The organism is Mesorhizobium sp. P160219, from assembly GCF_057786095.1.
Genome location: NZ_JBYNWG010000001.1, coordinates 2,406,659 through 2,420,851 on the forward strand (window position 1 = coordinate 2,406,659; position 14,193 = coordinate 2,420,851).

General features: G+C 63.5%; 13 protein-coding genes and 1 pseudogene. 13 read left to right on the forward strand and 1 reads right to left on the reverse strand.

The genetic code is table 11. The features are described from left to right. Window positions 1–14 precede the first annotated feature (14 nt). On the reverse strand, window positions 15–806 hold the full coding sequence (locus AC3EMP_RS11590) for a cyclase family protein (protein ID WP_023695181.1): 792 nt from the start codon (window positions 804–806) through the stop codon (window positions 15–17). A 119-nt stretch (window positions 807–925) separates the two neighbouring features. On the opposite strand from AC3EMP_RS11590, the gene AC3EMP_RS11595 reads away from it, so the two are divergent. From AC3EMP_RS11595 to AC3EMP_RS11655, 13 genes and pseudogenes are all read left to right on the forward strand, one after another. After that, window positions 926–2,500 carry a phytoene desaturase family protein gene (locus AC3EMP_RS11595; protein ID WP_352712812.1) on the forward strand — a complete coding sequence of 525 codons (1,575 nt, stop codon included), beginning with the start codon at window positions 926–928 and terminating at the stop codon, window positions 2,498–2,500. A 112-nt stretch (window positions 2,501–2,612) separates the two neighbouring features. Then, a complete protein-coding gene (locus tag AC3EMP_RS11600; RefSeq protein WP_023686913.1) occupies window positions 2,613–4,142 on the forward strand; it encodes an ABC transporter substrate-binding protein in 1,530 nt (509 codons plus the stop codon). A gap of 33 nt (window positions 4,143–4,175) precedes the next feature. Next, a pseudogene (locus AC3EMP_RS11605) lies at window positions 4,176–4,288 on the forward strand (endonuclease domain-containing protein); the annotation flags it as partial. A gap of 42 nt (window positions 4,289–4,330) precedes the next feature. Further along, complete coding sequence (locus AC3EMP_RS11610; RefSeq protein WP_023710063.1) at window positions 4,331–5,338, forward strand: ABC transporter permease; 1,008 nt, start codon at window positions 4,331–4,333, stop codon at window positions 5,336–5,338. Then, entirely contained in the window at window positions 5,331–6,179 is an 849-nt protein-coding gene (locus AC3EMP_RS11615; protein ID WP_352596946.1) for an ABC transporter permease, read from the forward strand. Before AC3EMP_RS11610 ends, AC3EMP_RS11615 begins: the two co-directional genes overlap by 8 nt. Further along, entirely contained in the window at window positions 6,176–7,054 is an 879-nt protein-coding gene (locus AC3EMP_RS11620) for an ABC transporter ATP-binding protein (protein ID WP_352596944.1), read from the forward strand. Before AC3EMP_RS11615 ends, AC3EMP_RS11620 begins: the two co-directional genes overlap by 4 nt. Next, window positions 7,047–7,877, forward strand: coding sequence for an ATP-binding cassette domain-containing protein (locus AC3EMP_RS11625; RefSeq protein WP_352712811.1), 831 nt, complete (start codon window positions 7,047–7,049; stop codon window positions 7,875–7,877). The genes AC3EMP_RS11620 and AC3EMP_RS11625 overlap by 8 nt, the downstream gene beginning before the upstream one ends. Window positions 7,878–7,954: 77 nt before the next feature. After that, window positions 7,955–8,554 (forward strand): VOC family protein, encoded by a 600-nt coding sequence (locus tag AC3EMP_RS11630; RefSeq protein ID WP_023682735.1) that lies wholly within the window; start codon window positions 7,955–7,957, stop codon window positions 8,552–8,554. A gap of 141 nt (window positions 8,555–8,695) precedes the next feature. Further along, complete coding sequence (locus AC3EMP_RS11635) at window positions 8,696–10,990, forward strand: bifunctional salicylyl-CoA 5-hydroxylase/oxidoreductase (RefSeq protein ID WP_352596940.1); 2,295 nt, start codon at window positions 8,696–8,698, stop codon at window positions 10,988–10,990. After that, window positions 10,987–11,760, forward strand: coding sequence for an SDR family NAD(P)-dependent oxidoreductase (locus AC3EMP_RS11640; RefSeq protein ID WP_023682733.1), 774 nt, complete (start codon window positions 10,987–10,989; stop codon window positions 11,758–11,760). The genes AC3EMP_RS11635 and AC3EMP_RS11640 overlap by 4 nt, the downstream gene beginning before the upstream one ends. Continuing rightward, a complete protein-coding gene (locus AC3EMP_RS11645; RefSeq protein ID WP_023682732.1) occupies window positions 11,754–12,224 on the forward strand; it encodes a MarR family winged helix-turn-helix transcriptional regulator in 471 nt (156 codons plus the stop codon). The genes AC3EMP_RS11640 and AC3EMP_RS11645 overlap by 7 nt, the downstream gene beginning before the upstream one ends. Continuing rightward, window positions 12,221–13,033, forward strand: coding sequence for an enoyl-CoA hydratase family protein (locus AC3EMP_RS11650; protein WP_023682731.1), 813 nt, complete (start codon window positions 12,221–12,223; stop codon window positions 13,031–13,033). Before AC3EMP_RS11645 ends, AC3EMP_RS11650 begins: the two co-directional genes overlap by 4 nt. Then, window positions 13,033–14,181, forward strand: coding sequence for an acyl-CoA dehydrogenase family protein (locus tag AC3EMP_RS11655; protein WP_023682730.1), 1,149 nt, complete (start codon window positions 13,033–13,035; stop codon window positions 14,179–14,181). Before AC3EMP_RS11650 ends, AC3EMP_RS11655 begins: the two co-directional genes overlap by 1 nt. Window positions 14,182–14,193 lie beyond the last annotated feature (12 nt).

Below are 14,193 nucleotides of genomic sequence, written 5' to 3' on the forward strand. Positions count from 1 at the left end.
TGGCGTGCTTTCACCTAGCCGTTGGATACAAGCGCCAGCGCGCGGATCGGGCTGCCGGTGCCATGTTCGATCTTGAGCGGTGCGGCGATCAGGATGGCGCCCTTCGGAGGCAACTGGTCGAGGTTGCAGAGGCTGGCGAGGCCATAGCGGTTCGCCTTGTGCATCAGCGTGTGGGCCGGAAATGGCGGCTCCATGCCGCCGGCCTTGCCGGCATCGGTACCGATGGTCTCGGAGCCCCAGCCCTTGATATCCTTGCTGATCAGGAACTGGATGGCTTCGGCTGTGGGACCTGGCGTATGCGGGCCGGTTTCGTTGGCGTTGAGGAATTCGGCTTCCGAACCGTTGCGTTTGTACCAGTCGGTGCGCATCACCACCCACTCGCCGGCGTTGATGGCGCCATGCTTGGCTTCCCACGCCTTGATGTGGTCGACGGTGAGCAGGAAATCGTGATCGGCGGCGGCTTCCTTCGAGCAGTCGATGACATTGACCGGGCCGACGAAGTTCTGCGCCGGAATGGTGTCGGTGGCGCCGTCCGGATAATCCTTGCCGCTGATCCAATGCTGCGGCGCATCGAAATGCGTGCCCGAATGCTCCCCAAGCTTCAGCCAGTTCCATGCCCACCACGGGCCGTTCTTGTCATAACGGGAGATGTTATGGATCTCGACCTTTGGCGTGTCGACGGCAAGCTCCGGCGGCAGCTTGATAAGAGGCGTGTCGGGTCCGAGTTGCGCAGAGAGGTCGACCACCCTGATGGCGCCTGAAAGCAGCTGGCCGGCGACTTCGCCGAGGAGTTTTTGCGTGTCCATGGTCTGAAGTTCCCTCTTTCTGGTGAAGATCAAGGCTCGTCTCGGCCCTTAATATCCTACTAGACGAAAACATATGCATCTGCAATTATCTTTAAGCATAAAGGAAATGGGAACGGGGCGTGAGCGAGTTCGACGCCATCTTTGTCGGGGCGGGCCACAACAGTCTGGCATGCGCTGCGCATCTGGCACTCAAGGGCTGGAAAACCGGGATTTTCGAGCGCAGTGCAGCAATCGGCGGCGCCGTCCAGACACACGAATATACGCTTCCCGGCTTCCGCCACGATTTCGGTGCGATGAATCTGAGCCTGTTCGCCGGCTCCGCCTTCCACCGGAAATATGCAAATGAATTGAAAACCCACGGGCTGGAGTTCGCGCCGGTCGCCGATTGTTTCGCCAGCGCCTTCCCAGACGGACGCTGGTTCGGCGTCAGCAACGACCTGGAAAAGACCGCCACGCGCATGGCCGCGTTCTCCGCTGCCGATGCCGAGACGTGGCGCAAGCTCGTTGCCGCATTCCCTGATGAGGCCGAGCATCTGTTCCGGCTGCTGGGCTCGCCGATGAGTGTGCGTGCGCTTGCCGGCACCGCCTGGAACCTGTGGCGCAAGAAGGGTATCTCAGGCGCGCTCGACACCGGTCGGCTTTTGCTGTCATCGCCTCGCGCCTGGTTGGAGGAAAATTTCGAGTCTGCGCATGTGCGGGCAACGCTCGCCACCTGGGGCATGCATCTCGACTTTGCACCCGACATCGCCGGCGGCGCCGTGTTCCCCTATCTGGAATCGATGGCCAACCAGACCTTTGGCATGGTGCTGGGCAAGGGCGGCGCCGACACGATCATCCGGGCGCTGGCAGGTATGGTCACCTCGGCGGGCGGCAAGATCGTTACCGGGGCAGAGGTTGCCGAAATCACCGTTTCCGGCGGCAAGGCGACCGGCGTCCGGCTCGCCTCCGGTGAGACGCATACGGCAAGCAAGGCGGTCATTGCCGGGGTCGCGCCCAGGGCGCTGACCGGCAAGTTGCTGCCCAACGGTTCCGGCGACACCGGCTTCGACACGGCTATGCAGAAGTTCCGGCACGCGCCGGGCACGATGATGATCCATCTGGCGCTCGACGACCTGCCGGACTGGCGCGCCGGGGCCGAGCTGCGGCAGTTCGCCTATGTGCATCTGTCGCCCTCGCTCGACGCGATGTCGCGCACCTATCAGCAGGCGATGGCGGGCATGCTGCCGGACCAACCGGTGCTGGTCGTCGGCCAGCCGACAGCGGTCGATCCGTCACGCGCGCCGCAGGGCAAGCATGTGCTGTGGGTGCAGGTGCGCATGCTGCCCGCCGAAATCCTGGGCGATGCGGCCGGCAAGATCGCGCCCGCGCATTGGGATCAGGTCAAGGACGTCTATGCCGAACGCGTGCTCGACACCATCGAGATCTACGCACCCGGACTGCACGCGAAAATCCTCGGCCGTGCAGTGTTCTCGCCAATCGACCTCGAGCGTGAGAACCCCAATCTCGTCGGTGGCGACCAGGTCTGCGGCAGCCACCATCTGGCACAGAATTTCCTGTTCCGCCCGGCGCGCGGTTATGCCGGCTGGAACACGCCGGTCGGCAATCTGCATCTCATAGGCGCCGCGACATGGCCCGGCGCCGGCACCGGCGCGGCCTCCGGCTTCATGCTCGCGCAACAGCTTGGCGGGAGGTAGCTCGCAAGATTTCATGAAGGCGACGAGAGGCAAGGCGCTGCTGCCCACGAAGCCCGGATCGATAAACTGATAGTGCCGCGCAAAGACAACAAAACCAACAAGGGGAACGACCATGACAATCAACAGACGAGAATTGCTGGGATACAGTGCCGCGGCACTTGGGGTGGCGGCGATCGGCCTGCCTGAGATCGCCAAGGCGGCAGCGGGCGAGCTGACCATCGCCTATAACGTCAACCTGCCGTCCTGGGATCCGACCACCGGACCCTCGGCCGTCAACCCGACGATCCAGGGCCTCTACCAGTCAGTGTTCGACCAGTTCATTCCGCAAAAGCCGGACCTGTCCTTTGCGCCTGGCCTGCTCACCGAATGGGGCTGGAACGAGGATCGCACCAAGGTGACGATGACGGTGCGCGAAGGCGTGACCTGGCATGACGGCTCGCCCTTCACGCCCGAGGACGTGGTCTGGTCGCTGCAGCGGGCGGGCGACGAAAAGACCGGCAATCCGATCCAGTTCGTCTGGAAGAACGTCAACAATTTCAAGATCGACGGCAACAAGATCACCGGCGACGTCGTGCAGTTCGATCCGGTCTACTTTAAATGGATGTCGTTCCTGACCGGCTACATCCTGCCGAAGGCCTATTATGAGAAGGTCGGCGCCGAAGGTTTCGAGAAGGCGCCGATCGGCACCGGCCCTTACATGGTGGAAAAATTCGAGCGAAATGCTTTCCTCCGACTGAAGGCCAACCCGCACTATTGGGGCGACAAGCCGGCCTTCGAGAATGTGACGATCAAGTTCGTCACTGATGCGGCGAGCCGCGTTGCCGAAATCGAATCCGGTTCCTCGCAGGTGACGCTGGAGGTCCCCTATGAAGAGTATGACCGGCTGATCGCCAAGGACGGGCTTGCCGGCTCGTGCAAGCCCGTTTCCGACATCGGCATGATCTTCTTCAACGACATCGAAGCGATGCTGGACAAGAACGTCCGCCAGGCCGCCGTCATGGCTGTGGACAAGGAGCTTCTGGTCAAGCGGCTGCTGCGCGGCTATGGCCAACCGATCGCTACGCTGGAGACCCCGGAGTACACGGCCTTCGACGCCTCGATCAAGGTCGAGCACAATCCGGAAAAGGCCAAGGAGCTGCTCGCGGCTTCCGGCTATTCGCCGGAAAAACCGGTCAAGTTCACCATCCAGACGACCAAGGGCTTCAAGCCCAAGGATTATGAGATGATCCAGGCGATCGTCGGCATGTGGCGTAAGGTCGGCATCGAGGCGACGATCGAGGTCTACGAGATCGCCAAGCACTATGAACTGCGCGCCGCCGACAAGCTGGCGCCGGCCGCCTTCTACAATTGGGGCAACGCCATCGGCGACCCGACGACGTCGACGGGTTTTGCCATGTATGGGCCGAGCCCGCACTCGGTGTGGGACAGCCAGGACCTGATCGACATGATCAATCCGCTCTGGGGCGAGAAGGACGAGGCCAAGCGCATCGCCGGCTGGAAGGCTGTCGACAAGTATATCGCCGAGCAGGCCTATGTGCTGCCGCTGATTCAGTATGCGCAACCTATCGTGCATGCCAAGGGCGTCAACGTGGTGCAGCATGTGTCCGGCGCGCTGCTGCCGGCGCTGATGACCCCGGCCTGATATCGGCTTGTGGGCGCCACCCTACGCTGAGCGGCCCCCTCATCCGGCCCTTCGGGCCACCTTCTCCCCGCTGGGGAGAAGAGACCAGCTCAGCTGTCCGTGACCTCTTCTCCCCTCGGGGAGAAGGTGGCCGCGAAGCGGACGAATGAGGGGGCTCTTCGTTAGAAACGCACTGGGCCAACACCAGAATGCTCCTGCAACGATTCCTGATCCGTCTGCTGACGATGCTGATCACGCTGTTCGGCGTGGCTGTCGTCGTCTTCGTCGTGATCCGCGTCGCGCCTGGTGACCCGATCGCCATGATGCTGCCCCCCGGTGCGACAGATGCCGACATCGACCGGCTGCGTGCACTCTACGGGCTCGACAAGACCATCGTGCAGCAATTCTTCATCTGGCTGTCCGGCGTCGTCAGGGGCGATTTCGGCACCTCGATTTCGCTCAGGCAAGATGTGCTCAGCCTTGTCTTCAATCGTTTGCCGGCAACGCTGGAACTTGCCATCATCGCGCTCTTCATGGCGGTTGGGCTCGGCGGCACAACGGCGATCCTCGGAGCCCGCGAGCGCGGCACGGCGGTCGAAGCCGGCATCGATATCGCCAGCGGCGCCGCCCTTTCCATTCCCGATTTCCTGTGGGGCCTCGTGCTGATCCTTTTGTTTGGCGTGCTGGTGCCGATCTTCGATATCTCCGGCCGCGTGTCGCCGCAGCTCGATCTGCCCTTCGTCACCCAGTTCTATTTCTTCGAGAGCTTGCTTCGGCTGCGCTTCGACCTGACCTGGGATCTGCTGAAACACATGCTGATGCCGGCAGTAGCCTTGGCATTGCCGCTGGCGGCAATCATCGCGCAGTTGCTGAAACAGTCGCTGAAGGAAGTGCTTGACCTCGACTATGTCGTTCTGGCCCGGGTGAAGGGGTTTTCGGAAACGCAGGTTATCCTGCGCGAGGCGCTGAAGAACGCTGCCTTGCCGACACTGACTCTCGTCGGCGTCCAGTTCACCTTCCTTGTCGGCGGCACGGTCATCGTCGAGCGGCTGTTTTCCTACGAAGGGCTCGGCAACATGGCGATCGATGCCGTCATCAACCGCGACCTGCCGCTGATCCAAGGCATCGTGCTGGTGTTCGCGCTGCTGTTCGTGCTGATCAATCTTGGCGTCGACATGATGTACGCGCTGCTCAATCCGAGGCTGCGCCATGGATGAGGCATGCATCGCCCGGCGCGGACTCGGCCCGAGGCTGTCGCTGGCCGGCGGCTGGCTGCTGCTGGCGCTGCTGGCCGCGATCTTCGCGCCGCTGGTGGCGCCGCAGGACCCGCTGGCGCAGGATCTGATGCTGGAGCGGCTGCCGCCCTTCTGGCTCGATGGCGCCGAGCCCGGCTATTGGCTGGGCACCGATAGCCTCGGCCGCGACCTCTTGTCGCGGCTTATCTTCGGCGGCCAAATCGCCTTCATCGTCGCCTTCGCTGCGGCGATTGCCGCCTGCCTTGTCGGCTCGACGCTCGGATTGGTCGCCGGCTATTTCGGCGGCTGGGCCGACCGCATCATTTCACGCATCGTCGATGTCTGGATGGCATTTCCTCCGGTGCTGTTCGCCATCCTGCTGGTCGCGGTGCTCGGCACTGGTCTCAGCTCCGTCATCCTCGCCATCGCCATCATCGACTGGACGCGCTTTTGCCGGGTGATCCGCGCCGAAGCGATGGGCCAGTCGCGCATGGACTATGTCGAGAACGCCCGCATCGCCGGCTATGGCCGCATCGGCATCATGCTGCGCGAGGTGCTGCCCAATGTGGTGCCGTCGATCGTGGCACTGCTGTCGCTGGAGATGGGCATCGCCGTCATCGTCGAGGCCATCCTGTCCTTCGTCAATCTGTCGATCTCGACCGACGATCCGACCTGGGGCGGCATCATCGCCGAGGGCCGGCTGTCGATCCATCAGGCCTGGTGGGTGCTGGTGTTTCCGCTTGTCACGCTGATCCTCACCGTGCTGTCGTTCAGCCAGTTCGGTGAGGCGCTGAAGACACGCTTCGATCCGGTGCTGCGATGAGCGCTTGCCTGGATATTGCCAATCTGAGCGCCGTGCTGCCGAACGGCCAGCGCGTGCTGCGGTCGGTGTCGCTCTCCGTGCAGCCGGGTGAGGTGCGTGCTCTTGTTGGCGAGAGCGGCGCCGGCAAGACGATGATCGGCAAGGCGGTGCTCGGTGTGCTGCCGTCAAGCGTGCGCATCGTCGAAGGCGCCATGCAGCTCGAAGGCGAAGACCTCGGCAGGCTGCAGCCCAAGGCAAGGCGCACGCTGATCGGCGCTCGCACGGCGCTGATCCCGCAAGATCCGTTGACTGCGCTCAACCCGTCGCGCCGCATCGGTCCGCAGATGACTGACCGGCTGGTGCGCATTCTCGGCTGGAACGGTGACAAGGCGGACAAGCGTATCCGGCAATTGTTGGATGAGGTGCAGATCCGCGATCCCGACCGGGTGCTGAAATGCTATCCGCACGAGCTGTCCGGCGGCATGCGCCAGCGTGTGCTGATCGCCGCCGCCTTCGCCGCCGAGCCACGGCTGATCGTGGCCGACGAGCCGACAACCGCGCTCGACGTTACCGTGCAAAAGCAGATCCTGCGACTGATCGCCGAGCTGCAGCGCGAGCATGGCACCGCGATCCTGTTCGTCACCCACGATCTCGGCGTCGTTGCAAAGATCAGCCAGCAAGTGTCTGTGCTCTACGCCGGCAAGGTGGTGGAAGAGGCTGACACAGCCGCTCTCTTCGCCGCGCCTGAGCATCCCTATACGCGGGCATTGATGGCCGCTACGCCGCGCTACACGGATCCCTTTGCCTCGCTGAAGCCGGTGGATGAGACGGTGCTGGCCGGGCTTGCCGCTGAGATCGACGCGGCAGACCAGGCGTGGAGGCGGCCGCATGGTTGAGCCGCTGTTTTCCGTGCGCGGGCTGAAGGTGGCGCTGCCCGACATGACCCGCAAGCCGCTGATCGGCCGCGCGCCGCTGGCCGAGATTTTGAAAGGCCTGGACTTCGATTTGCCGAGGGGTTCGGTGACCGGCATCGTCGGTGAATCCGGGTCCGGAAAATCGACGCTCGGCCGCACGCTTGTCAGACTTCTGGAGCCGAGCGTCGGCAGCATCCGTTTCGAGGGCCGCGATATCGCCCATCTGCCGGATGCAGAGCTGCGACCTCTGCGCCGCGACCTGCAGATGATCTTCCAGGACCCGATGTCGTCGCTCAACCCGCGTCGCACCATCGCCCGCATCATTGCCGCGCCGCTCAAGCAGAATGGGCTTGGCGACAGGCTTAGGGAACGCGTCGCCGAGGCATTGCATCGCGTCGGCCTGCCGCAAAGCTTCGCTAGTCGCTATCGTCATGAACTGTCGGGCGGGCAGCGCCAGCGCGTCGGAATTGCGCGCGCGTTGGCGCTTTCGCCGAAATTCGTGCTGGCCGACGAGATCGTCTCCGGCCTCGACGTATCGACGCAGGCGCAGATCCTCACCCTTTTGGAGAGACTGGCCGCGGAGATGGGGCTGACGGTCGCCTTCATCAGCCACGACCTGTCGGTCATCCGGCGGCTGTGCCAACAAGTGATCGTCATGCGCGAGGGCAGGATCGTCGAGGCGAGCGCCACCGATGCGCTGTTCGACAATCCCAAGGAGACCTACACGCGCGACCTGCTTGCCGCCATCCCACTGCCTGAGATCGACGCGGACTGGTTGCGGCCAGCAACGAAAGCGCCGGCATAGGACTGTTCACCCCCCACGCCGAACAGCGGGCTTCGGACGTGCATGAGGGCAAAATCAGCCCGCGAACGGAGGGTAATATGAATTACGCAGCCCGCGGCACGATGCTTGCCGCGATCCTGTTCTGCTCGATGGGAACGGCTTCGGCCGATGCGATCCCCGGCATGCGCGGCCACGACCACACCGGCATCACGGTGCCCGACATGAAGCAGGCGGTCGACTTCTTCACCGAAGTCGTCGGCTGCAAGAAGGCGATGTCGTTCGGTCCGTTCGCCGATGACAAGGGCACCTTCATGCAGGATCTTCTGGGCGTCGATCCGAAGGCTGTCATCGAGCAGGTCACCATGGTGCGTTGCGGTTATGGATCGAACATCGAGCTGTTCAAGTACACCGCGCCTGACCAGAAGGATTTGACTCCGAAGAACAGCGATATCGGCGGCTTCCACATTGCCATGTATGTCGATGATGTCGCCGCGGCGAAAGCCTATCTCGACGGCAAGGGGGTGAAGACGCGGTTGGGTCCGCTGCCGGTCAAGGAAGGTCCGGCGGCCGGCCAGACCATCCTCTATTTCCAGGCGCCATGGGGATTGCAACTGGAGGCGATCAGCTATCCCGATGGGATGGCCTATGAGAAGGGTGCCGAGACTGTGCTGTGGAGCCCGAAGAACCCGGACAAGTAATTTCCAGAGCGCGCTTGCGGGGCCAGCCCGCAGGCGCGCCACCCGTGTCCAGCAATCGTTCCAACATGAAACTTTAAGCTTGAAATATTTTATCTCCGGCGCGATACTTGATATGCAGCAAGCGAAGAGGAGATCGCACGGATGAAGGTTGCGGTTCTCGGTGGCGGACCAGCCGGCCTCTACTTTGCCATTTCAATGAAGCTGCGGGACGCCGCCCACGAGGTCACGGTGTTTGAGCGCAACCGCGCCGACGATACGTTCGGCTGGGGCGTCGTGCTGTCGGCCGAAACACTCGACAACCTTGCCAAAAACGACCCGGTCAGCGCTGTATGGATCAAGAAGCATTTCGCCTATTGGGACGACATCGCCGTCATCCATGACGGCGTGCGCACGGTCTCGTCGGGCCACGGTTTCTGTGGCATCGGCCGCAAGCGGCTTCTGATCCTGCTGCAGCGACGCGCGCGCGAACTTGGCGTGAGGCTGATGTTCGAGAGCGATATCGCCGACCCTCAGCACTATATGGAGACGCATGATCTGGTCGTCGCCGCCGATGGGCTGAACTCAAGGGCGCGCAACACCTTCGTCGAAGTCTTCAAGCCCGACATCGACACCCGCAAATGCAAATTCGTCTGGCTCGGCACCAACCAGAAATTCGACGACGCCTTCACCTTCATCTTCGAGAAGACCGATCATGGCTGGGTGTGGGCGCACGCCTATCAATTCGACAGCGAGACAGCGACCTTCATTGTCGAGTGCAGCGAACAGACCTGGGCTGCCTTCGGCTTCGGCGCCATGTCGCAGCAGGAATCCATCGCCGTCTGCGAGCGCATCTTTGAGAAACATCTCGGCGGCCACGCGCTGATGACCAATGCCAATCACATCAGAGGTTCGGCCTGGATCAATTTCCCGCGCGTGCTGTGCGAACGCTGGTCCTACAAGAACCTGGCTCTGATGGGCGACGCGGCGGCCTCGGCACATTTCTCGATCGGCTCCGGGACCAAGCTCGCATTGGAAAGCGCGGTGGCGCTGGCCGAATATGTCAAAACCGAACCGGACCTCGACGCCGCCTTCCGCAAGTATGAGGATGCGCGCCGCACCGAGGTGCTGAAGCTGCAGTCGGCGGCGCGCAATTCGCTGGAGTGGTTCGAGGAGGTCGAGCGCTATCTCGGCCTCGATCCGGTGCAGTTCAATTATTCGCTGCTGACCCGCTCGCAACGCATCAGCCACGAGAATTTGCGGCTGCGCGATGCCAAATGGCTTGAAAGCGCCGAGGAATGGTTCCAGCGCCAGGCAGGGGCAGGCGGCAACAGGCAGCGCCGGGCACCGATGTTCGCGCCGTTCAAACTGCGCGACATGCAGCTCAACAACCGCATCGTCGTTTCGCCGATGGCGCAGTACAAGGCAGTCGATGGCTGCCCGACCGACTGGCATTTCGCCCACTATGCCGAGCGTGCCAAGGGCGGCGCCGGGCTTGTCTATATCGAGATGACCTGCGTCAGTCCGGAAGGACGCATCACGCCCGGTTGTCCCGGCTTCTATGCGTCCGAACATGAGGTGGCGTGGAAGCGGCTGGTCGATTTCGTCCACACCGAGACCGAGGCGAAAATCTGCGCCCAGATTGGCCATTCCGGGGCCAAGGGCTCGACCCGTGTCGGCTGGGAGGGCACCGACGTGCCGCTCTCCTCGGGCAATTGGCCGGTCATGGCGGCCTCGGCGATTGCATGGTCGCCTCAAAACCAGGTGCCGAAAGCCATGGACCGCGCCGATATGGATTTGGTGCGCGACCAGTTCGTGGCCTCCACCGAAATGGCCGATCGTTGCGGCTTCGACATGCTGGAGATCCACGCCGCGCACGGCTATCTCCTGTCGTCCTTCATCACGCCGGTCACCAACCAGCGCACGGATGAGTATGGCGGTTCGCTGGAAAATCGCATGCGCTATCCCCTGGAAGTCTTCCATGCGGTGCGCGCCGCCTGGCCGGCGCGAAAGCCGATTTCGGTGCGCATTTCGGCCAATGATTGGGTCGGCATCGAGGGTGTGACGCCGGCCGATGCGGTGGAGATCGCGCGCATGCTGCACGAAGCCGGCGTCGACATCTGCGACGTCTCGGCAGGTCAGACCTCGATTGCCGCCAAGCCTGTCTATGGCCGCATGTTCCAGACACCATTCTCGGACCGTATCCGCAACGAGGTCGGCATGGCGACGATGGCGGTCGGCAACATCTATGAGCCGGACCATGTCAATTCGATCCTGATGGCAGGCCGCGCCGACCTGGTGGCCCTGGCACGGCCGCATCTCGCCGATCCCTACTGGACGCTGCATGCGGCGGTGAGGCTCACTGACCGTGGGGTCAAATGGCCGGATCCCTATCTTCCCGGACGCGACCAGATCTACCGGCTGGCCGAGCGCGATGCGGCGGCGGGGCTGAAAGTATGACGACGGCCTTGGCGATTTCAGGCAAACATGCGCTGGTCACTGGCGGCGGCTCCGGCGTCGGCCGGGCCATAGCACTCGTGCTGGCCGAGGCCGGCATAGAGGTGACCATATGCGGGCGGCGCGAGGCCGAGCTTGCCAAGGTGGCTGGCGAGAACGACCGCATCCACGCCATGTCAGCCGATGTTGCCAACGAGGCGGCGGTGACATCGCTCTACGCGCAAGCGGAAGCCGTGCGCGGCCCGTTCGACATCGTCGTCGCCAATGCCGGCATTGCCGGCAGCACGCCGGCGCACAGGACCTCGCTTGCCGACTGGCAGCGGACGCTCGACGTCAATCTGACCGGCGCCTTCCTGACGGTGAAGCCGGCGCTGGCCGGCATGGCCGCGCGCAAGGCGGGCCGGATCGTCTTCGTCGCCTCGACCGCAGGGCTGAAAGGCTACGCCTATGTCGCGCCCTACGTGGCGGCCAAGCATGGGGTGGTCGGGCTGATGCGGGCACTGGCGGCCGAGACGGCGAAATCCGGCGTGACCGTCAACGCCGTTTGCCCGGGCTTCGTAGAGACCGACATGCTGGCGGACTCCATTCAGCGCGTCGTCGAAAAGACCGGCCGCTCAGTCGAGCAGGCGCGGGCGAGCCTTGCCTCGACCAACCCGCAAGGCCGTTTCATCCAGCCGCAGGAAGTTGCCGCGACGGTGCTCTGGCTGTGCGGCGATGCGGCTGCGTCGATTACCGGACAAGCGATTTCGATCTCAGGAGGCGAAACATGGTAGCCGGCCCATTGCCCGCGCCGTCGGGACCCGGCAAGGACCGGCTGCGTCTCTGGATCAGGCTGCTGCGCGCCTCGCGCACGATTGAGGCGGAACTGCGCGAGCGGCTGAAGAAAGAATTCGATACGACACTGCCGCGTTTCGACGTCATGGCCGCCCTCTACCGCGCGCCGGAAGGCATGCTGATGAGCGATCTGTCGCGCTTCCTGCTGGTCTCCAACGGCAATGTCACCGGCATTGTCGACCGGCTGGTTTCGGAAGGCCTGGTCGCGCGCGCGCGCCGCAATGGCGATCGCCGCACATCCATGGTGCGACTGACCGATGAGGGTTCCAGATCCTTTGCCACAATGGCCGCGGCGCATGAGGGTTGGATCGGCGAATTGCTGGCCAAGGTCAGCGAGGAGGATGCGCGCCGGCTGACCGGCATGCTGACCTCGTTCCGCAGCAACTGGGAGGGACGCGAATGAGTTCGATGGCCGGCCTCAAGCCGAAGCACTTCCTGTGGGAGGTCGAAGGCAGGATCGCCAGGGTGCGGTTAGACCGGCCGGAGCGCAAGAATCCACTGACCTTCGACAGCTATGCCGAACTGCGCGACACATTCCGCGACCTCGTCTATGCCGACGACGTCGACGCCGTGGTGTTTCTGTCCAATGGCGGCAATTTCTGCTCGGGCGGCGATGTCCACGACATTATCGGCCCATTGGTCAAGATGGACATGAAGGAGTTGCTTGCCTTCACCCGCATGACCGGCGATTTCGTCAAGGCGATGCTCAACTGCGGCAAGCCGATCATCGCGGCGATCGACGGTGTCGCGGTCGGCGCCGGCGCCATCATCGCCATGAGCGCCGACATCCGCATCGCCACGCCGGAGGCCAAGACCGCCTTCCTGTTCACCCGCGTTGGCCTTGCCGGCTGCGACATGGGCGCCTGCGCGATTCTGCCGCGCATCATCGGCCAGGGCCGTGCCGCCGAATTGCTCTACACCGGCCGCACGATGACGGCTGCGGAAGGCGAGCGCTGGGGCTTCTACAACAGGCTGGCCGATGCCGCAGTGCTCGAGGCCGACGCGCTCGAGATGGCGGCGCGCATCGTCTCCGGCCCGACCTTCGCGCACGGCATCACCAAGACGCAGTTGAACCAGGAATGGTCGATGGGCCTCGACCAGGCGATCGAAGCGGAAGCGCAGGCGCAGGCGATCTGCATGCAGACGCGTGACTTCGAGCGCGCCTACAAGGCCTTCGTCGCCAAGAAAAAACCGGTGTTCGAGGGCAATTGATGGCTGACAGGAGTTTCCTCAACTGGCCGTTCTTTGAAGATCGCCACCGCGAATTGGCCGAAAGGCTGGAAGCATGGTGCGCCAGGAACCTGCCGGTCGATCACCATGACGTCGATGCCGCCTGCCGCGAGCTGGTGGCCAAGCTTGGCCGCGACGGCTGGTTGAAGCCGACGGCGCTCGATACGGACAATCCGGGACCGCTCGATGTCCGCACTTTGTGCATCATGCGCGAGACGCTGGCGCGCCATGACGGGTTGGCCGACTTTGCCTTCGCCATGCAGGGGCTCGGCACCGGCGCGCTCAGCCTGTTCGGCACGCCTGACCAGCAGCAATGGCTGGCAAAGACCACGGCCGGCAAGGCGATCTCGGCCTTCGCGCTTTCGGAGCCACGCTCCGGGTCGGATGTCGCCAACACCGAAATGACGGCGATCCGCGATGGCGACTTCTATATCCTCAGCGGCGAGAAGACCTGGATTTCCAATGGCGGCATCGCCGATCTCTACGTCGTCTTTGCCCGCACCGGCGAGGCGCCGGGCGCCAAGGGACTTTCCGCCTTTCTCGTACCCGCTGATACCAAGGGGCTTGGCATCGCCGAGCGCCTTGAGGTGATCGCTCCGCATCCGCTGGCGCGGCTTTCCTTCGATCAGGTGCGGGTGCCGGCTTCGGCGCTGATCGGCAAACCGGGAGACGGCTTCCGCATCGCCATGTCGGTGCTTGACGTGTTCCGCTCGACGGTCGGCGCGGCGGCACTCGGCTTTGCCCGCCGGGCGCTGGACGAAAGCATCAGCAGGGTGGCCGAGCGCAAACTTTTCGGCGCTCCGATGGCAGAGCTGCAGATGGTGCAAGGCCATATCGCCGACATGGCGCTGGACATCGATGCCGCAGCGCTGCTGGTCTACCGCGCTGCCTGGACCAAGGACATGGGCGCGGCTCGTGTCACCCGCGAGGCGGCGATGGCCAAGCTGTTCGCCACCGACAAGGCGCAAGAGGTGATCGACAAGGCTGTGCAGCTGCATGGGGGGGACGGCGTCCGCAAGGGCCATATCGTCGAGAGCCTCTATCGCGAGATCCGCGCGCTACGCATCTACGAGGGCGCATCCGATGTGCAGAAGGTGGTGATCGCACGGCAGGTGATGGGTGCGGCCTGACGGCGATGTATT

Coding starts and splice junctions, on each gene's coding strand:
- AC3EMP_RS11655 (WP_023682730.1), top strand. CDS start 13,033: ATGGCTGACAGGAGTTTCCTCAACTGGCCGTTCTTTGAAGATCGCCAC.
- AC3EMP_RS11600 (WP_023686913.1), top strand. CDS start 2,613: ATGACAATCAACAGACGAGAATTGCTGGGATACAGTGCCGCGGCACTT.
- AC3EMP_RS11615 (WP_352596946.1), top strand. CDS start 5,331: ATGGATGAGGCATGCATCGCCCGGCGCGGACTCGGCCCGAGGCTGTCG.
- AC3EMP_RS11625 (WP_352712811.1), top strand. CDS start 7,047: ATGGTTGAGCCGCTGTTTTCCGTGCGCGGGCTGAAGGTGGCGCTGCCC.
- AC3EMP_RS11590 (WP_023695181.1), bottom strand. CDS start 806: ATGGACACGCAAAAACTCCTCGGCGAAGTCGCCGGCCAGCTGCTTTCA.
- AC3EMP_RS11650 (WP_023682731.1), top strand. CDS start 12,221: ATGAGTTCGATGGCCGGCCTCAAGCCGAAGCACTTCCTGTGGGAGGTC.
- AC3EMP_RS11620 (WP_352596944.1), top strand. CDS start 6,176: ATGAGCGCTTGCCTGGATATTGCCAATCTGAGCGCCGTGCTGCCGAAC.
- AC3EMP_RS11635 (WP_352596940.1), top strand. CDS start 8,696: ATGAAGGTTGCGGTTCTCGGTGGCGGACCAGCCGGCCTCTACTTTGCC.
- AC3EMP_RS11610 (WP_023710063.1), top strand. CDS start 4,331: ATGCTCCTGCAACGATTCCTGATCCGTCTGCTGACGATGCTGATCACG.
- AC3EMP_RS11630 (WP_023682735.1), top strand. CDS start 7,955: ATGAATTACGCAGCCCGCGGCACGATGCTTGCCGCGATCCTGTTCTGC.
- AC3EMP_RS11640 (WP_023682733.1), top strand. CDS start 10,987: ATGACGACGGCCTTGGCGATTTCAGGCAAACATGCGCTGGTCACTGGC.
- AC3EMP_RS11645 (WP_023682732.1), top strand. CDS start 11,754: ATGGTAGCCGGCCCATTGCCCGCGCCGTCGGGACCCGGCAAGGACCGG.